The following is a 17,661-nucleotide window of genomic DNA, read 5'->3' as shown; positions in this document are numbered from 1 at the left end:
CTCCAACCTTTGAGAGGATGGAGCGATGAAAAAACTACCGAAGTATTCCCCAGAGGTCCGTGAGCGGGCCATCAGGATGGTTTTCGAACACCTTCCTGAGTACGAGTCGCAGTGGGCCACCATCAGTGCCATTGCCCCCAAGATCGGCTGCACGCCCGAGACATTACGGCTGTGGGTTCGCCAATCTGAGCGCAACAGCGGCCAGCGTGATGGGCTGAGCACAGTCGAACGTGAGCGAGTCAAGCTCTTGGAGCGTGAGAACCGTCAGTTGCGTCAAGCTAACGAGATCTTGCGTAAGGCCTCAGCCTATTTTGCCCAGGCGGAGCTCGACCGCCCATTCAAACGATGAAGACGTTTATTGATGAAAACCGCCAGTCTTACGGGGTCGAGCCGATTTGCAAGGTGTTGCCAATCGCCCCGTCGACGTACTACCGGTACGCTGCTCAGCAGGCTGACCCCAGCCAGCAGTCAGCGCGTGCGCAGCGTGACCAGGAACTGGGTGAGCACATCCAGCGAGTCTGGGATGAGCACTTCCAGGTATATGGCGTGCGCAAGGTCTGGCGACAATTGCTGCGTGACGGACTGCAAGTCGCCCGCTGTACGGTGCAACGTCTGATGGGAGAGCTGGGCCTGCAAGGCGTGGTACGCGGCAAGCCCGTCAAGACGACGGTCAGCGACCAAGCCAGGCCGTGCCCGCAGGATCATGTCAACCGTCAGTTTGTGGCTGAGTGCCCGAACGCCCTATGGGTATCGGACTTTACCTACGTCAGTACCTGGCAGGGTTTTGTTTACGTGGCCTTCATCATTGATGTCTTTGCCCGATTCATCGTCGGTTGGAAGGTGTCCAGTTCAGCGCGTACCGATTTTGTACTCGATGCACTGGAGCAAGCCCTTTACGCCCGTCGCCCAGTCAAGCAGGGTGGACTCATTCACCACAGTGACCGTGGCGTGCAGTACGTGTCCATTCGCTATACCGAGCGTCTTGTCGAAGCCGGTATTGAGCCATCGGTCGGGAGTGTCGGTGACTCTTACGACAATGCTTTGGCTGAGACCATCAATGGTCTTTACAAGGCTGAAGTGATTCATCGACGCTCTTGGCCCACACGGGGGGCGGTGGAGCTGGAAACCCTGAAATGGGTGGACTGGTTCAATCACCGCCGCCTGCTGGAGCCAATCGGTCATATTCCACCGGTCGAAGCAGAAGCAATCTATTATCAGCAACTCACCGAGTCTGCCCAGGTGGCATGACTCAAACAAAAGGGTCTCCGAGAAACCCGGGGCGGTTCAATACTGCTTGCCCCAGGGGCCCGCTTCAAAGGCGTTAAGCTCTTGCTCAGCCACATCTGCATTGATCGCCTGGTAGATCGGCTTGAGTGCTTTGGCCAGTGCCCGACGTTTATCCCAAGCGGCATAGTCCAAGCTGTTGCGGATCAGATGCACGATGCAGGTTTGCAGCGTCGTGGCAGGAAAAACCGCCCCCAACGCCTCCGGTATTCCTTTGAGGCCATCCGTGACGGCGATCAGAACATCTTCAACGCCACGAGTCTTGAGGTCGTTGAACACCTTCATCCAAAACTTGGCACCCTCGGTGCTCTCGATCCATATACCCAGAATGTCGCGCGTGCCATCAGGTAATACCCCCAGCGCCAGATAAATAGCCTTGTTGCACACTAACCCCTCGTCCCGGATTTTGACCCGTAACGCATCGAAGAAGATCACCGGATACATCGGTTCCAAGGGTCGTTGCTGCCAAGTGCCCACCTCTTCCATGACCGCATCGGTGACTGAGCTGATGAAGTCATGGGACACGTTAGTTCCATACTGCTCAGATAGAAAAGCGCGGATCTCACGCACCGTCATGCCCCGGGCGTACATGGCAATTATCTTGTCGTCGAAGCCTGTAAAACGTCGTTCGTGCTTGGGAATCAGGATCGGGGCGAAGCTACCATCGCGGTCTCTGGGGATATCCAGGCGAAGCGGCCCGTCGTCGGTCAGAACCGTCTTGCTGCTTTTGCCATTACGCTGATTGGTCGACTCCTCAGGGCGCTCCGCGCCCTGAGGGTAACCAAGGTGGTGACCCAGCTCGGCGCCTAGCGCACGCTCGATCAGAGCCTTCTTGAACGCCATGGACGCGTCTTGAATGGCTTCGGCGCTCATCGGGCCTTTAACAAACTGCTCGATCAGCTCTTGGGGAATCGAGGGCAACTCCCTCGCTGTTGCATTGGCGGACTTCTTTTTGGTCGGCATACATGCACCTCTAGCTACATGTTATGCCCGAACACAAAATTTCTGACAGTCTCCCATATCCCCAAATCACGATAGCGGGGAGCGGGGAGCGATGGAACACTACCCCATTCCAAAAACCTTCAAATCCCAACCTCAACGCTCTCTCGTCCAGTCAGCTGTGACTTGGCTCATAGTCCCCCCCCTCAACCCCACCCGCATATCCGCCCCACTAGGCTGCTGATACAAACTCAACCCGAACTCCGGCATCACCGTAATCAGATAATCGAAAATATCCCCCTGTATGCGCTCGTACTCCACCCACACCGTCGTGCGGGTGAAGCAGTAGATTTCCAGCGGGATGCCCTGCGAAGTAGGCTCCAGCTGGCGAACCATGCAGGTCATGCCTGGATTGATGTCGACGTGGCTTTTCAGGTACGCCAGGGCGTAGGCGCGGAAGGTGCCGATGTTGGTCATGCGTCGGCGGTTGGCGGACATTTGTGCGACGTTGCCTTGTGCCTGGTTCCAAGCCAGTAATTCGGCCTGTTTGCGGCCGATGTAGTCGGTGAGCAGGTGGATTTGCATCAGTTGTTGTTCTTCATCGTCACGCACGAAGCGCACGCCGCTGGCGTCGATGAACAGGCTGCGCTTGATGCGTCGCCCGCCTGATTGCTGCATGCCGCGCCAGTTGCGGAACGACTCGGACATCAAGCGCCAGGTGGGGATGGAGACGATGGTTTTGTCGAAGTTCTGCACTTTGACGGTGTGCAGGGTGATGTCCACCACATCGCCGTCCGCGCCGACCTGCGGCATTTCGATCCAGTCGCCGACGCGCAGCATGTCGTTGCTGGTCAACTGCACACTGGCGACGAAGGAGAGCAGGGTGTCCTTGTAGACCAGCAGGATGACCGCCGACATGGCGCCCAGGCCGGACAGCAGTAGCAGGGGCGAACGGTCGATCAGTGTGGCGACGATGATGATCCCGGCGAAGACGTACAGGATCATCTTCGACAGTTGCACGTAACCCTTGATGGAGCGCGTGCGGGCGTGTTCAGTGCGCGCGTAGATGTCCAGCAGGGCGTTGAGCAGGGTGCCGATGGCTAATGTCATGAACAGGATGGTGAACGCCATGGCGATGTTGCCGATCACGTTGCGGCCCGCAGTGCTCAGGCCCGGGACCAGCGTGAGGCCGAACTGAATGACCAGCGACGGCACCATCTGCGCCAGTCGGTGAAAGACCTTGTTGTGGCGGAAGTCGTTGACCCAGTGCAGGGACGGCTGACGGCCGAGCATCTTCACCGCGTACAGGACCACAAAGCGCGCGACACGACCAAGTACCAGCGCGGCGGTCAGCAACAGGACCAGTGCCAGCCCGGTGCGTACCCACGGGTGCTGGTCGAGCATGTCCCAGAGTTCCTGGGTCTTGAGCCAAAGCGAGTGAATATCCATAAAAGCATCGGGCCCGTTGCGCGAAGAGGGGGCGTGATTAAAACATTTACCGGGTCGGACGGGGCGGCCCGTCAGCACAAAGTGCACGTTGGGCAATGAATTCAAATTGTATTGATTGCTGAAGTAGACTCATCGCTCATTATCAAAGGAGTTGCGTCTTGCACCTATCCATCGTTCAACGCTGTGCGTCACGTCTTGGGTTGCAGGCCTTGTTGGTACTGGTCGGTCTGGCCTCGTCGACACTGGTCAGTGCCGCCGGCGCGTTACCGACCTACGGTGAAATGGACGCTGCAGGGTTCGCGGGCTCGCCCCGGGAGAACTACGCCCTGCAGGACTTTTCCGATAAATACCGTGCGACGCTGGATATTTCCGCCAAGGACGATGTGTTTCGTCCCGGCGTCATCAACGTGTACGACAAGGCCAGCGGTGCGGCCTTGATCCGCGTGCAGTCCGATGAGCTGGTACTTGGCACTGACCCGAAAACCGGCAAGGTCAAAACCAACGTGCACGAGTTGCCCTATGGCGAACAGAGCGTGCTGATCTATAAGGATTTCAACTTCGATGGCATCAAGGACCTGGCCTTGATGGACGGGCAGAACAGCTGCTATCACGGCCCCTCGTATCAGGTCTTTCTTGGCACTGCCGATGGTTTCCGGCACAGCGATTCGTTCACCGAACTGGCGCAAAACAACTGCGGCCTGTTCAGCGTGGATGAGAAAGCCCACAAGATCGAGACCATGACCAAAAGTGGTTGCTGCTGGCACCAGATGTCCACTTACGGCATCCATAACGGTGAGCTGGTTCTGGAGACGCAAACAGTCATTGAACACACCGGCGGTTCGGGGCTGCCGACTGAAACAGTCAGTCGCAACCAGAATGGCAAGATGACGCACACCACCAGCATCGTCTGGGAGGAAGACCAGCAGCGTGAGATTCTTCTGCCGTTCAGGCTCGCGCCGTCCGGCAAGCGCATTGTGTTGTTCCGTTCAGGGGACGCAAGCCCGGTCTTCTACGCAGCCTTGGACAGCAAGAATCAGGTCGGGCTGCTGTTTCCCCAGGCTGAAGGTGAGCAACTGAAGTACGACGCTGCCAGTCACGTATTGAGCTTCGTGCGCGGCGACACCGCTTACCGGATCGTGGGTGACGCAAAGGGTGCGCCCACCGCCATGCAAGTGGTGGTGCGTGGCAAGACCACCGACCTGAAACTGCTTGCCGAGCCTGCTCAAGGTTCGCTGAACAAGGTCGCGGATGCGTTGAAAGCCGTGCAGTAATCAGGCGGCGGGGTGCTAGCCCCGATACCTCACCGCCTCAACAAACGCGCTGAACGCCGGCGACGCTTGTCGCCGGTTCGGGTAGTACAAGTGAAAGCCTTCGAAATACGGGCTCCAGTCGACCAGCACTTCTTTCAAACGGCCGCTGGCGATGTGCGGCTCGGCCATGGAGTCCGGCACGTAGGCCAGGCCCACGCCGTCCAGTGCGGCGTTGAGGACGTGGATCATGCTGTTCGACGTGAATTGCCCGCTGACCCGTATGTTGAGCTTGCGGCTGTCCTTCTCGAACTCCCAGGCGTAGCAACTGCCGTTTGGCGAGTGGCGGATGTTGATGCAGGTGTGTTGAGTCAGGTCCTGAGGCTGCAGCGGGACGGGATGTCGCTCGAAGTAGGCCGGCGAGCCGACCACTGACAAGCGCCAGTCAGGCCCCAGGCGCACGGCGATCATGTCCTTGCTGATGGATTCACCCAGACGGATGCCTGCATCGAAACGTTCGCTGACAATATTGGTGAAGCCGTAGTCGATGCAGATCTCGATCTGAATATCCGGGTATTGCGCGAGAAACCCTGCAAGTATGGGCCGGATAATGCCTTCGGCGGCGTCATCGGAGCAGGTAATGCGAATGGTGCCGGCGGGCTTGTCGCGCAGTTCGCCCAGCACTTCAACTTCTGCGGCAATTTGATCCAGCAGCGGCCCGATCGAGCGCATCAGCCTTTCGCCTGCTTCGGTCGGGGCCACGTTGCGGGTGGTTCTCGCCAGTAGGCGCAGGCCCATGCGCTCTTCAAGGCCCCTCATGGTGTGGCTCAGGGCTGAAGGCGTAACGCCCAGTCTGGTCGCGGCCTTGGTAAAGCTCTGATCGCGTGCCACCTGCAGGAAGGCTTGCAGGTCATTGAGTTTCGGTGTGCTCATTGCTGAGTATCTCTCACAAGCGCGTGGAAATTACGCCGTCTAATAATCCTAATACCTTTGCCCTAACCTGTGCCGACTCATTTTTAACGTCGCCAGGTCAGGACGCATGCAAGCATTTGATTCAACCCTGAAGCAGTCCGAAATAACCACTCATCCGCCAGCCTGGGGCGCCGTGTTTTCGATGGCGCTGTGTGTGGTGGTGCTGATTGCTTCGGAGTTCATGCCAGTCAGCCTGCTGACGCCGATCGCGCAGGATCTCGGCATCAACCAGGGCCAGGCAGGGCAGGCAATATCGATCTCGGGTTTCTTTGCAGTATTGACCAGCCTGCTGAACACACCGCTGACCAGGCATCTTGACCGCAAACCGGTCCTGCTGGGCTTCAGCCTGCTGTTGCTGGTGTCCGGGGTGATCGTCACGCTGGCCTCCAACGGCTGGTTATTCATGACGGGACGTGCATTGCTCGGGATTGCCATTGGCGGTTTCTGGTCGATGTCGACCGCTACCGTGATGAAGCTGGTGCCGAAGCAATCGGTCGCCAAGGGCCTGGCACTGATCAACGGCGGCAATGCGCTGGCGGCGACGGTCGCCGCGCCATTGGGCAGCTTCATGGGCCAGTACATCGGTTGGCGCGGGGCGTTTTTCCTGGTTATCCCGCTCGCGGCGCTGGCGTTTGCCTGGCAGTGGCTGAGCCTGCCGGCCATGCGCAGTCAGCCGAACAACCGGGCACGCAATCCGTTCCGCCTGCTGCGTAACCCGCAAGTGGCCGTCGGCATGAGCGCGATCCTGTTGCTGTTCATGGGCCAGTTCGCCGTCTTCACCTACCTGCGCCCGTTTCTGGAAGAGATCACCGGGGTCAGCGTCAACGCGTTGTCCCTGATGCTTTTGGTGTTGGGAGCCAGCGGGCTGGTCGGCACCTACCTGATCGGCAGGCTGCTGCACACAGGCCTGTATGCCTGCCTGATCGCCATTCCGTTGCTGATGGCGGTGCTGGCTGTGGCGCTGACCGGCCTGGGCCATTCACCTCAGTCCGTCGCCATTGTGCTTGCCGTCTGGGGGTTGATTGCCACACCTGCGCCGGTCGCCTGGGGCCTCTGGTTGAGCCGCACGCTGCCCGACGATGCCGAGGCAGGCGGCGGCCTGATGGTGGCGACCATTCAATTGGCGATCACCGCCGGTGCCGGCATCGGTGGCGCGCTGTTCGACAGCCTCGGTTGGTGGAGCCCGTTCGCATTCGGTGGCGTGTTACTGGCGTGTTCGGCCGCGCTGGCCTGGACGGCGCGAGACAACGCGTCTCTGCAGGAAAGCAACACCGGTCAGGGCCGGGCAGATAAACGCGGGTCAATTTCTCAACGAGGTAACACGCCATGAAAAAGATTCTTTTGATGCTTGGGTTTTTAATCAGCTCATATGCTGCGACAGGAGCAGACATGTCTCACGGTGCCGATAATTTCTACACAAGCGACAAGGTCGTTGCGCAAAAAGTGCTGTTCAACAACCAGTACAAGATGAAAGTTGCGGGCAACCTGTTTATACCCAAAGGCTCGAACCCGAACGTTAAAGCTCCGGCAATCATCGTCGGCCATCCGATGGGGGCGGTGAAGGAGCAAAGCGCCAATCTCTACGCGCAGAAACTGGCCGAGCAGGGGTTTGTCACCTTGTCGCTGGACCTGTCGTTCTGGGGCGAGAGCGAAGGCCTGCCGCGTAACGCCGTTTCACCGGATATGTACGCCGAAGACTTCAGCGCCGCAGTGGATTTCCTGAGCACGCAGACCTTCGTGGACAAAAAACGAATCGGCGTTCTGGGAATTTGCGGCAGCGGCAGCTTTGTCATCAGTGCCGCGAAGATCGACCCGCGCATGAAAGCCATCGCCACGGTGAGCATGTATGACATGGGCGCCGCCAACCGCAACGGCCTGAAACACTCGCAGACGCTGGCGCAGCGCAAGAAGATCATCGAGCAGGCGGCACTGCAACGCGACGTGGAATACAGCGGTGGCGATACGGCCTACACCAGCGGCACTGTACACAAACTGACTGACAAATCCGGCCCGATCGAACGCGAGTTCTATGATTTCTATCGCACGCCACGGGGCGAGTTCACGCCTGAAGGCCAGTCCCCCGAACTGACCACTCACCCGACGCTGACCAGCAACGTCAAGTTCATGAACTTCTATCCGTTCAACGACATCGAGACGATATCGCCACGCCCGATGCTGTTCATCGCCGGTTCAAAGGCGCACTCTCTGGAGTTCAGCGAGGAAGCGTACAAACTGGCCGGCCAGCCCAAGCAATTGATCATCGTGCCAGAGGCCGGGCATGTGGATCTTTACGATCGGGTCGATCTCATCCCGTTCGACAAGCTGGGCGAGTTTTTCAAGAACAACCTGAAGTAATCCGCGCTGAAAGCGCTACGCATGAAAAGGCCCTGCACAAGCAGGGCTTTTTTGTTATCGGTCACTGGTGGTTTCAAATCTGCCTAAAGATCCGCAGGCTCATCCTCATCGCGAAGGTGAATGTCCAGCCCCTGCCGACCCGCTGCAAGATGAGGACGCAATGTCAGCGCCGGGATCTCGTAGTCACCGTCGTTCTGCCTGCGAAACGGCAAGGGCTCAAGGGTGAACAGGGTATCCAGGCGGTTGCCGTAATCGGCGCAAATGCGGGCAAATGTTGCGCTGTCCACTTTGCCTGCCCGGTACACGGGGAAGGGCGCGAGCACCTCGAAGCCTGGATAGAACAGGATGCCGTGCTGGATAGGAAAGAGCACGTCGTTCAGCGCTCCGTTTACGCCACGCTCGCTGTAGTGGGACTCCCAGCCGCCCATGGTCACCGTCAGCATGGCGCGCTTGCCTGCCAGCGTTCCCTCACCGTATCGATCACCCCAGTGATGGTCGCTGTGCTCGCCCACGCCGTAGGCGAAGCCACAGGCGTACACCCGCTCTATCCAGCCTTTCATGATCGCCGGCATCGAAAACCACCAAAGCGGAAACTGAAATATGACGGCGTCTGCCCAGAGCAATCTGGCCTGTTCGGCCTCGATGTCCGGCGGTTGAATACCGGCGGCAAATACGCGTTGCGACTCAAGGGCAGGGTCAAAGCGGCTGCTGCTCTCAAGGCCAGGTGCATCGTTGGCGTCGATTGTCGCCTTCCAGCCCATCTGGTAAAGGTCGGACACCTGCACCTGATGGCCTTTGCTCTGCAGATGATCGACTGCGAAGTCTTTCAACGACCCATTCAGCGAGCGCGGTTCGGGGTGGGCGTAGACAATAAGTACGTTCATGAGGGGCTCCGGTTTGTCTGTCATGAGGCAACGCTACAGACTCGATCGGGTATGCTGGAAATCAATCTCCCAAACACTGGGTATTTGCATGAACAATACCTTGCGGCGTATCGACCTCAATTTGCTGATCACGCTGGATGCATTGCTCTCGGAGCAGAACGTGACCCGCGCGGCGCATCGGCTGAACCTGACTCAGCCGACGGTCAGCCTGCAATTGGGCAGGCTGAGGCAGGTACTGGATGATCCATTGCTGTTGCCGGGACCGCGGGGCATGACCCCGACTGCGCGGGCTGAACAACTGCGCGAACCGCTCAGGCAGGCGCTTGCAGCGCTGGAGTCCGCTTTGCTGCCCGGCCGGGATTTCGATCCGGCAAAGGCCGATCACACCTGGCGCGTGGCCGCCAGCGACTACGCGACCATCGCGTTGATATGGCCGTCGCTCGGCAGGTTGCGCAGCAGTGCACCGGGCACGCGCCTGGCCCTGTTGAACAAGCACCCGGTCAGCCTTGCCGCGGATCTCGAAAGCGGTCGACTGGATCTGGCGTTGCACACCCGCGATGAGGCGCCGCCCAAGCTGCGTCAGCGGTCGTTGATCCATGAACGTTATGTGCTTGCTGCCCGGCATGATCATCCGGATTTTGTGCAGCCCGTATCGCTGACACGTTTCTGTGAGCTGGAGCATGCGGTCATGTCTCTCAACGGCGGCGGGTTCGCTGGAAGCACCGATCAGGCCCTGGCGGCGCAGGGGTTAAGCAGACGGGTCGTGTTGTCGGCGCCGCATTTCGGCTCGCTGGTATCTGCACTGGTCTGCAGCGACCTGGTTGCTGTAGTACCCGAACGGCTGGTGCGCGCCCAGCCGACGCTTGTGGTTCAGGAACCGCCGCTTTCGATTTCCGGGTTTGAAATGCTCATGCTGTGGCCTGAGCGTTTGCACCGTGATCCGGCTCATATGTGGCTGCGAGAACTGATGGCTTTGGCCATTGATTGAGCCGTGCGGCGCTCATGATTCAAGCCCGCAGCCTGCGTTCGCGTAACGCACTCAAACACTCGCGCCCCGCAGCCTCGGCGGTTTGCAGCACTGTCTGGCTGTTGTCCTCGGTGATCCAGGTCAGCAGCCGGACCTGCCCCGTCGCCTGGCTGCCGCCGTGCATGCGAGACAGGGTTTCACGTTGTTTGAGCATGGCTTTCATGCGGGTGGCGAGCATGAAGATATCGTCGATGAAACCGTCTTCGACGTTGTCGTGATGCTCGATGCCAAGCCCCGTGGCGTCGTGGTCGATACGCAGGTGGTAGTGCATGGCCCCGGTTGCATCCTCGCTGCCGAACAGCGCGATGACGAAGCCTTTGCCCAGCAGTGAGCGCAGGGCGTGCTGGATGATTTCCTGCACATCGGGGGTGATCTGCCTGACTTCGCGGCTCATGTAACAGCTCCTGAACTGATTCGTAGTACCAGGCAGTATTCAATGGCTGGATGTTAAGTGCGGTCCGGGCCAGGTAATGCTGGGTAAAGACCTCCTGATTCATGCTTAAAGGTCAGTGTTTCAAAAGGTCTGGCCCAGCGAGAACTGGAACACCTGGGTCTCGGCGTCTTCGGGCTTTTTGATCGGCACGGCGAGATCGAAGCTCAACGGGCCGAGCGGCGAGTACCAGGTCACGCCGACGCCGACCGAACTGGCCATCTGGTCGATATTGATGTTGCCGCAGTTCTGCGTGGTGCTCAGGTAGCACTTGTCGGCGTAGACCGTGCCGAAGTCCCAGAACAGCGAGGTGCGCAGGGATTTCTGGTCTTTGACGAAAGGCATCGGGAACAGGTATTCCATGCCACCGGTGATCAGGATGTTGCCGCCCAGCGCTTCTGTGTCGCGGTCCGAGTAGTAGATTTGCCCCTGACTGGCGTAGGTGCCGGTGGCCGGGGTATTGCGTGGTCCCAGCGTACCGTCCTTGAAGCCGCGCACAGTGGCCTGGCCGCCCGCCGTATAGTTTTCGTAGAACGGCAGGCCGTCGGTTTCGCCGTAACCGTTGCCGTAGCCCAGTTTGGTGTGCAGGCGCAGCGAGGTGGTGTCGCTGAGCGGCAGGAAGGTCTGGCCGTTGTAGTCGAGTTTGTAGAACTGCAGGTCACTGCCCGGCACGGTGCTGGTCAGGGTCAGGCTTTGTGAATGACCGCGAGTGGCCAGCACGCCTTTGTTGAGGGTCGATTCCGACCAGCCGATGCTAGCCTTGAGGTTGGTGAATGACGAGCCCTCACGCTCGATGAAGTCATAGATCTCGTCGGCGCTGTAGCTGCCGGGGTCGAGGGTGTCGTGCTGGATCGACAAACCGTAGGTCAGGCGCGAGGTTTCGCTGATCGGATAGCCGAGGTTGACCCCCGCACCGACGCTGTTGAGCGAGTAGTAGGACACCTCGTCATCATCGTCGTAATACTTGCTGTAATCAGTGGCGTTGTAGAAAACGTTGTAGCCCAGGCTCACCCCGTCAGGCGTGAAGTATGGGTTGGTGAATGCAAAGTTGTACTTGGTCTGGTACTCGGAGCGCGTCATGCCGAGGCTGGCGAAGTTACCGGTGCCGAGGATGTTGTTCTGCGAGATCGAGCCCCCGAGTATCAGCCCGGCGCTTTGGGCAAAGCCTACGCTGGCGGTGATATTGCCCGAGGCCTGTTCTTCCACGGCGTAGTTGATGTCCACTTGGTCGTCGGTACCGGGGACAGCAGGCGTTTCGACGTTTACTTCCTTGAAGAAACCCAGACGCTCCAGACGCACCTTCGACTGGTCGATCAGGTAGGTCGACGCCCAGCCTCCTTCCATCTGGCGCATCTCGCGGCGCAGCACTTCATCGGCAGTCTTGGTGTTGCCGCGAAAGTTGATGCGGTTTGCGTAGGCCCGCTTGCCGGGGTCGACCATAAAGCTGATGTCTACGGTATGGTCGGCATCGTTGGCTTTCGGCACACCGTTGACGTTGGCGAAGGTATAGCCATCGTTGCCCAGGCGGCGGGTGATCAGATTGGTGGTATCGGTCATGACCTTGCGTGAAAACACCTGGCCCGGTTTGACCAGAATCAGTTGTTCAAGCTGAGCCTGCGGCACTTTCAGGTCACCGCCCAGCTTGACGCTGCCCACGGTGTACCGTTCGCCTTCGGTGATATTGACGGTAATGAACACGCCTTTCTTGTCAGGCGTCAGCGATACCTGCGTCGAGTTGATATCCATGTTGATGTAGCCGCGGTCCAGGTACCACGAACGCAAGCGTTCCAGGTCACCGGAGAGTTTTTCGCGGGCGTACTTGTCATCGTTCTTGAAAAACGACAGCCAGTTACTGGTCTTGAGCTGAAACTGGTCGGCCAGCTCCTCATCTGAAAACACCGTGTTGCCGACCACATTGATGTGCTGGATGGACGCCACGGTGCCTTCATCGATGGTGATTTTCAGCGCGATGCGGTTACGCGGTGCAGGTAACGCTTCGGTATCGACCGAGGCACTGTAGCGGCCTTGAGCAACGTACTGACGTTGCAGTTCATTGCGCACACCTTCCAGAGTGGCGCGCTGGAAGATTTCACCTTCACTGAGCCCCGACTGCTTCAGCCCCTTCATCAGGTCTTCCGTGCTGATTGCCTTGTTGCCGATAATCTCGATGCTCGCGATGGACGGGCGTTCGACGACATTGATCACCAGCACGTTGCCGTCGCGGGCAACGTTGATGTCTTGAAAGAAACCGGTCTTGAACAGTGAGCGCGACGCGTCGGCCAGACGCTGTTCATCGGCCTGATCGCCGACATTGAGCGGCAGCGCAGCGAATACGCTGCCGGCAGACACGCGTTGCAGGCCGTTGACGCGGATGTCCGAGATGGAAAAAGTGTCGGCGTGTGCCAGCGGGACGCTGAATAACAGGCAGAACGATAGAAACAGACGCGAAGAAATCATCAAACCCTTTCCAGAAAGCGGCGACAAAGGCATTTGAGCGCTGCCGATGACACGCCAGAAAGGGCCGGTCCGGCAGGCGCTGTTGGCTGCGCAGCATAGGGGGAGGGCATGTTGGGGACGGTTAACGGGGTGTAAGGTTAGGTAAAGATCATCAGGCCTGGCTGACACGCTGCAGCGGTGCCGGGATAATCGGCAACCACCAATCAAGGGCCTGCCATGACTCGCGTATTGCTTGTCGACGATGATCGGGAACTGACCGAAATGCTCAGCCAGTACCTGACCCGTGAAAGCTTCACTGTGACCTGCACCAACAGTGCGGAAGAAGGGGAAATCGAGGCGCTGTCCGGTCGTCACGACATTGTTGTGCTCGACATAATGATGCCACGCATGTCCGGAATCGAAGTGCTTCGGCGCATCCGCGCGCAAAGCCAGGTGCCGGTGATTCTGCTGACGGCCCGTGGCGACAATATCGACCGTATTTCCGGGCTGGAGCTGGGCGCTGACGATTACGTGCCCAAGCCCAGTTCACCGGGCGAACTGGTAGCGCGTCTGCGGGCGATCATGCGCCGGGTGAGGGCGGTGCCGGTGGTCGAGACGGTCAGGGAGGTGATTCAGGCCGGTGACTTGACGCTCTGGCCGGGCAAACGTGAAGCACGCTGGCAGGGCGTCACGCTGGAGCTGACCGGCAACGAATTCTGCCTGCTGGAGGAGCTGGCGCGTCATGCCGGGCAACTGGTCAGCAAGCAGAATCTGTCGATGAACGCACTGGGGCGGCCGCTGGCCCGCTATGACCGCAGCATCGATGTGCACATCAGCAGCATTCGCCACAAACTCGGGCCGCGCAACGATAACCAGAGCTGGATACAGAGCGTACGCAATCTGGGCTACCTGTTGATTACGCCATGAGGCCGAGCAGGTTATTCTGGAAGCTGTTTCTGGCGTTCTGGCTGGCGACCAGCCTGACCTTCATGGTCGGTGCGGGCTTGTTCATGCTGTCCCGGTCAGGACCGGGCGACCCCTCGTTCAGCACCGTGTTCGACAACGAAGTACGCATGCTTCAACAGTCGGGCATTCCCGCAGGGCAGGCGTTGCTCGATGCCTGGCAGCCTGACGGGCAGGACCGGGTCGGGCTGTACGATGAAAAGGGCCGGTTGCTTGCGGGCAAGCCGGTAGATAATCCGCGTTTCGAAATGGCCGTGCACACAAGGGAAGGCACAGTCGTAAACATCAGGGCCACCCAACGGCCCAACCACGAAGATCGGCCTTCCCACCTTAACCCACTGATCACCGGCACCTTCATGAGTGCGCTGTTCAGCTGGTTCCTCAGCGCCTATCTGGTGGCACCGCTGATTAAGTTGCGTGAGGCGATGGGCAAGGTCGCCAGAGGTCGTTTCGACACCAGGGTGAAACCCGACATGGGCCGCCGGCGCGATGAAATCGTCGATCTGGCCGAGGACTGCGACCGTATGGCCAATCAGCTCAAGGTCATGGCCGACTCTCAGCAGCAACTGCTGCATGACATTTCCCATGAGCTGCGTTCACCGCTGACCCGCATGAGCGCCGCCATTGGCCTTTTGCGCCAGGCGCCGACGCAACTGGACATGCTCGAGCGGATCGAGCGCGAGTCGGAACGGATGGACGCACTCATCGAGGAGCTGCTGACCCTGGCGCGCATGCAGAGCGATGCCGAAAGCCTGGAGCGAGAGACGGTCCATGTCATCAGCCTGCTGGCCGCCATCGTCGAGGATGCCGCGTTCGAGGCTGGCCTGAAACAGTGTCGGGTCAGGCTGCAGGCCCCCGAACCTTTTGTGGCACAGGTCGACAGCGAATTGCTTTACCGGGCATTCGAAAACGTGATTCGCAACGCGGTTCGTCATACGGCGGTGGGCACTGATGTGGTGGTGGTTGCCAATGTTCAGGCGCAGCCGCCGTGCTTGACGGTCAATGTCATTGATCAGGGGCCGGGCGTGGACGACGATTGCCTGCAACGTATTTTTCAGCCCTTCGAGCGTGGCCCGGACAATACTGCGCAAGGCTTCGGTCTGGGCCTGGCCATCGCGCTGCGTGCCGTTGAAATGCACGGTGGCCAGATTGCTGCGCGCAATCGGCCGGGCGGTGGCTTGGTTGTGGATATTGTGCTGCCGGTGTGCTGAGGCGTGCTGGTTGATCACCTTCAGCGGTTCGATTGTGCTGCTTGCGGCGGTGCTTCACCGGGCAATTCATAAACAAAATCGACCTTTGGTGGTAAAGAAACTCGGCCCCGGCGCTCGAAACCGTTACGCTATGCAGCTGTATTTTTGTTTTTCGTCGAGGTAGCACCCGTGTTTTCCGAATTCGCCCTGCACGAACGCCTGCTTAAAGCTGTGGCCGAGCTTAAATTTGTCGAGCCTACGCCCGTGCAGGCGGCCGCCATTCCGCTCGCACTGCAAGGGCGCGACCTGCGGGTGACTGCGCAAACCGGTAGCGGCAAGACCGCCGCATTTGTGCTGCCGATCCTCAACCGTCTGATCGGCCCGGCCAAGGTTCGTGTCGACATCCGTGCGGTGATCCTGCTGCCGACCCGTGAGCTGGCTCAGCAGACGCTCAAGGAAGTCGAGCGCTTCTCGCAGTTCACCTTCGTCAAGGCCGGCCTGATCACCGGTGGCGAGGACTTCAAGGTTCAGGCCGCGATGCTGCGCAAGGTGCCGGACATTCTGATCGGCACGCCGGGTCGTCTGCTGGAGCAGTTGAACGCAGGCAATCTGGACCTCAAGCACGTTGAAGTACTGGTACTGGACGAAGCCGACCGCATGCTGGACATGGGCTTCTCTGAAGACGTCGAGCGTCTGGCAGGCGAATGTGCCGGTCGCGAGCAGACCATGCTGTTCTCCGCAACCACCGGTGGTGCCGGCCTGCGTGAAATGATCGGCAAGGTGCTCAAGGATCCGCAGCATCTGCAAGTGAACAGCGTCAGTGAGCTGGCTTCCGGCACACGCCACCAGATCATCACCGCCGATCACAACGTGCATAAAGAGCAGGTGCTGAACTGGCTGCTGGCCAACGAGACCTACCAGAAAGCCATTATTTTCACCAACACCAAGGCGATGGCCGACCGTTTGTACGGCCGTCTGGTTGCACTGGAATACAAGGCGTTCGTGCTGCACGGCGACAAGGACCAGAAGGACCGCAAGGCGGCCATCGACCGTCTGAAGCAGGGCGGTGCCAAGATCATGGTCGCGACCGATGTGGCGGCTCGCGGTCTTGATGTTGAAGGTCTGGACATGGTGATCAACTTCGACATGCCGCGCAGCGGTGACGATTACGTCCACCGCGTCGGTCGTACCGGCCGTGCGGGTAGCGACGGTCTGGCGATCTCGCTGATCTGTCATGGCGACTGGAACCTGATGTCGAGCGTCGAGCGCTACCTCAAGCAGAGCTTTGAGCGTCGTGTCATCAAGGAAGTCAAAGGCACCTACGGCGGGCCGAAGAAGGTCAAGGCATCGGGCAAGGCTGTAGGCGTGAAGAAGAAAAAGACTGACGCCAAGGGCGACAAGAAAAAGACAGCGGCCAAGGGGCCGACCAAGCGCAAGACGGTCAACCGTCCCAAGTCCGATCTGGTCAGCCAGGACGGCATGGCGCCGCTGAAAAAACGCAGCACCCCGGCCCCGGCTGCCGAGTGATTGCCATGATCGCTCCCGCGCAGGCGGGAGCGATCAGCTTCTCCTCTGTCTGTCACCTGTGCAGAACAACCCCCCGTTATACCTTCCAGCAGCTTCTCTGAACCGCGACAAACCCCGCAGGTCACATTTTCTGAGTCGTATGCCTGTGGCTGGATGTCATGGGCGATCAATCCATGCTGGACGGAGGTTTAGAAAAATGACTTACAACTGGGACCTTATCGAGCGTTTGTTGCACGAAGTGCAGAACGACGGCACCAAATCGACAGCCACTGAGTTTGAGACACTGCTTAATCGCGGTTACATCGAACCTCGTCCTGGCGAGGAGGGCGGTGATGGCTCGAGCTACATGCTGACAAAGCGCGGCGCAAGCCTGCTTTCTTTGATCGACAGCAGCATTCCGGGAAATGATCACCCTCGTCAGGTACTGAATGAGCAGGCAGGCGACCCGCTTGACCCCGCACTCTTCGACACCATCGCTAAAAAGCCACAGATTGCCTGATACCCGAGATGCTCTGCGTGCCGGTTCAAGACCGGACGCAGAGCGTCCAGAGCGGCATGCGACGCGGAGCGGCGCACGATAGTTGTGGTGAGATGGCTATCGTTCCGCACGCTCCCGCTTGGGAGTGCCGAGGGTGAAGCTCTGCGTCACAATTCTGCGCCGCACTGCACACGCATGTCTGGGCGTAGAGCATGGGCGCGTTAGCTGCCGATCGTTCCTCACGCTCCCGCGTGAGAATGCCTTGGGTGACGCTCCGCGTCACTATTTTGCGCCGCACCACACACGCATGTCTGGGCGTAGAGCATGGGCGCGTTAGCTGCCGATCGTTCCTCACGCTCCCGCGTGGGAATGCCTTGGGTGACGCTCCGCGTCACGATTTTGCTCCGCACCGCACACGCATGTCTGGGCGTAGAGCATGGGCGCGTTAGCTGCCGATCGTTCCTCACGCTCCCGCGTGGG

14 protein-coding genes, 1 pseudogene and 1 other annotated feature are annotated in these 17,661 nt (G+C 59.3%); of the genes and pseudogenes, 9 read left to right on the top strand and 6 right to left on the bottom strand.

The window, feature by feature from the left end:
- Positions 1-25 precede the first annotated feature (25 nt).
- A protein-coding gene (locus AC4ANE_RS20635; RefSeq protein WP_095178853.1) for an IS3-like element IS51 family transposase occupies positions 26-1,248 on the top strand; the annotation gives its coding sequence in 2 pieces (ribosomal slippage) (positions 26-311 and positions 311-1,248; 1,224 coding nt in all).
- Positions 304-420, top strand: a sequence feature (AL1L pseudoknot). Its footprint overlaps the gene before it by 117 nt.
- Before the next feature lie 39 nt (positions 1,249-1,287).
- Here AC4ANE_RS20635 and AC4ANE_RS20630 read toward each other — a convergent pair.
- Both AC4ANE_RS20630 and AC4ANE_RS20625 read right to left on the bottom strand, forming a co-directional pair.
- Positions 1,288-2,247: pseudogene (locus tag AC4ANE_RS20630) on the bottom strand (IS256-like element ISPsy17 family transposase); the annotation flags it as partial.
- A gap of 132 nt (positions 2,248-2,379) precedes the next feature.
- Positions 2,380-3,672 (bottom strand): mechanosensitive ion channel family protein, encoded by a 1,293-nt coding sequence (locus AC4ANE_RS20625; RefSeq protein WP_081050569.1) that lies wholly within the window; start codon positions 3,670-3,672, stop codon positions 2,380-2,382.
- A 158-nt stretch (positions 3,673-3,830) separates the two neighbouring features.
- Between AC4ANE_RS20625 and AC4ANE_RS20620 the strand changes: the two genes are divergently transcribed.
- Positions 3,831-4,943 carry an XAC2610-related protein gene (locus AC4ANE_RS20620; RefSeq protein ID WP_031596398.1) on the top strand — a complete coding sequence of 371 codons (1,113 nt, stop codon included), beginning with the start codon at positions 3,831-3,833 and terminating at the stop codon, positions 4,941-4,943.
- Between the two features lie 15 nt (positions 4,944-4,958).
- Here AC4ANE_RS20620 and AC4ANE_RS20615 read toward each other — a convergent pair whose 3' ends face one another.
- Positions 4,959-5,852, bottom strand: a complete 894-nt coding sequence (locus tag AC4ANE_RS20615) for a LysR family transcriptional regulator (RefSeq protein WP_460408496.1) — start codon at positions 5,850-5,852, stop codon at positions 4,959-4,961.
- Positions 5,853-5,958: 106 nt separating this feature from the next.
- Here AC4ANE_RS20615 and AC4ANE_RS20610 point away from each other — a divergent pair, with 106 nt between their 5' ends.
- Together AC4ANE_RS20610 and AC4ANE_RS20605 are read left to right on the top strand one after the other, a co-directional pair.
- Positions 5,959-7,221 (top strand): MFS transporter, encoded by a 1,263-nt coding sequence (locus tag AC4ANE_RS20610; protein ID WP_002554416.1) that lies wholly within the window; start codon positions 5,959-5,961, stop codon positions 7,219-7,221.
- Positions 7,218-8,246, top strand: coding sequence for an alpha/beta hydrolase (locus tag AC4ANE_RS20605; protein WP_002554415.1), 1,029 nt, complete (start codon positions 7,218-7,220; stop codon positions 8,244-8,246). Before AC4ANE_RS20610 ends, AC4ANE_RS20605 begins: the two co-directional genes overlap by 4 nt.
- An 83-nt stretch (positions 8,247-8,329) precedes the next feature.
- Here AC4ANE_RS20605 and AC4ANE_RS20600 read toward each other — a convergent pair whose 3' ends face one another.
- Positions 8,330-9,130, bottom strand: a complete 801-nt coding sequence (locus tag AC4ANE_RS20600) for an NAD(P)H-dependent oxidoreductase (RefSeq protein ID WP_002554414.1) — start codon at positions 9,128-9,130, stop codon at positions 8,330-8,332.
- A gap of 88 nt (positions 9,131-9,218) precedes the next feature.
- On the opposite strand from AC4ANE_RS20600, the gene AC4ANE_RS20595 reads away from it, so the two are divergent.
- Positions 9,219-10,118, top strand: a complete 900-nt coding sequence (locus AC4ANE_RS20595) for a LysR family transcriptional regulator (protein ID WP_002554413.1) — start codon at positions 9,219-9,221, stop codon at positions 10,116-10,118.
- Positions 10,119-10,137: 19 nt separating this feature from the next.
- Here the strand turns inward: AC4ANE_RS20595 and AC4ANE_RS20590 are convergent, their stop codons facing one another.
- Positions 10,138-10,551 (bottom strand): hypothetical protein, encoded by a 414-nt coding sequence (locus tag AC4ANE_RS20590; protein ID WP_005734013.1) that lies wholly within the window; start codon positions 10,549-10,551, stop codon positions 10,138-10,140.
- 120 nt (positions 10,552-10,671) lie between these two features.
- Positions 10,672-13,044: an outer membrane protein assembly factor BamA gene (gene bamA, locus AC4ANE_RS20585; RefSeq protein ID WP_002554411.1), complete on the bottom strand. Its 2,373-nt coding sequence runs from the start codon at positions 13,042-13,044 to the stop codon at positions 10,672-10,674.
- 216 nt (positions 13,045-13,260) lie between these two features.
- On the opposite strand from bamA, the gene AC4ANE_RS20580 reads away from it, so the two are divergent.
- From AC4ANE_RS20580 to AC4ANE_RS20565, 4 genes are all read left to right on the top strand, one after another.
- Complete coding sequence (locus tag AC4ANE_RS20580; RefSeq protein ID WP_002554410.1) at positions 13,261-13,950, top strand: response regulator transcription factor; 690 nt, start codon at positions 13,261-13,263, stop codon at positions 13,948-13,950.
- Positions 13,947-15,197, top strand: a complete 1,251-nt coding sequence (locus AC4ANE_RS20575) for a HAMP domain-containing sensor histidine kinase (protein WP_002554409.1) — start codon at positions 13,947-13,949, stop codon at positions 15,195-15,197. The genes AC4ANE_RS20580 and AC4ANE_RS20575 overlap by 4 nt, the downstream gene beginning before the upstream one ends.
- 168 nt (positions 15,198-15,365) lie before the next feature.
- Positions 15,366-16,703 (top strand): DEAD/DEAH box helicase, encoded by a 1,338-nt coding sequence (locus AC4ANE_RS20570; protein ID WP_002554408.1) that lies wholly within the window; start codon positions 15,366-15,368, stop codon positions 16,701-16,703.
- 196 nt (positions 16,704-16,899) lie between these two features.
- On the top strand, positions 16,900-17,202 hold the full coding sequence (locus AC4ANE_RS20565) for a hypothetical protein (RefSeq protein WP_002554407.1): 303 nt from the start codon (positions 16,900-16,902) through the stop codon (positions 17,200-17,202).
- The last annotated feature ends 459 nt before the right edge of the window (positions 17,203-17,661 follow it).

Source organism: Pseudomonas sp. Pme6b, assembly GCF_058129925.1.
Note: the sequence above shows the minus strand (reverse complement) of the source record. Positions and strands in the feature narration are given on the sequence as shown.

Bases quoted from the DNA above. Each gene is read 5' to 3' on its own strand.
- AC4ANE_RS20575 (WP_002554409.1), top strand. From the start codon at position 13,947: ATGAGGCCGAGCAGGTTATTCTGGAAGCTGTTTCTGGCGTTCTGGCTG.
- AC4ANE_RS20625 (WP_081050569.1), bottom strand. From the start codon at position 3,672: ATGGATATTCACTCGCTTTGGCTCAAGACCCAGGAACTCTGGGACATG.
- AC4ANE_RS20610 (WP_002554416.1), top strand. From the start codon at position 5,959: ATGCAAGCATTTGATTCAACCCTGAAGCAGTCCGAAATAACCACTCAT.
- AC4ANE_RS20595 (WP_002554413.1), top strand. From the start codon at position 9,219: ATGAACAATACCTTGCGGCGTATCGACCTCAATTTGCTGATCACGCTG.
- AC4ANE_RS20565 (WP_002554407.1), top strand. From the start codon at position 16,900: ATGACTTACAACTGGGACCTTATCGAGCGTTTGTTGCACGAAGTGCAG.
- AC4ANE_RS20580 (WP_002554410.1), top strand. From the start codon at position 13,261: ATGACTCGCGTATTGCTTGTCGACGATGATCGGGAACTGACCGAAATG.
- AC4ANE_RS20590 (WP_005734013.1), bottom strand. From the start codon at position 10,551: ATGAGCCGCGAAGTCAGGCAGATCACCCCCGATGTGCAGGAAATCATC.
- AC4ANE_RS20600 (WP_002554414.1), bottom strand. From the start codon at position 9,130: ATGAACGTACTTATTGTCTACGCCCACCCCGAACCGCGCTCGCTGAAT.
- AC4ANE_RS20615 (WP_460408496.1), bottom strand. From the start codon at position 5,852: ATGAGCACACCGAAACTCAATGACCTGCAAGCCTTCCTGCAGGTGGCA.
- AC4ANE_RS20605 (WP_002554415.1), top strand. From the start codon at position 7,218: ATGAAAAAGATTCTTTTGATGCTTGGGTTTTTAATCAGCTCATATGCT.
- bamA (WP_002554411.1), bottom strand. From the start codon at position 13,044: ATGATTTCTTCGCGTCTGTTTCTATCGTTCTGCCTGTTATTCAGCGTC.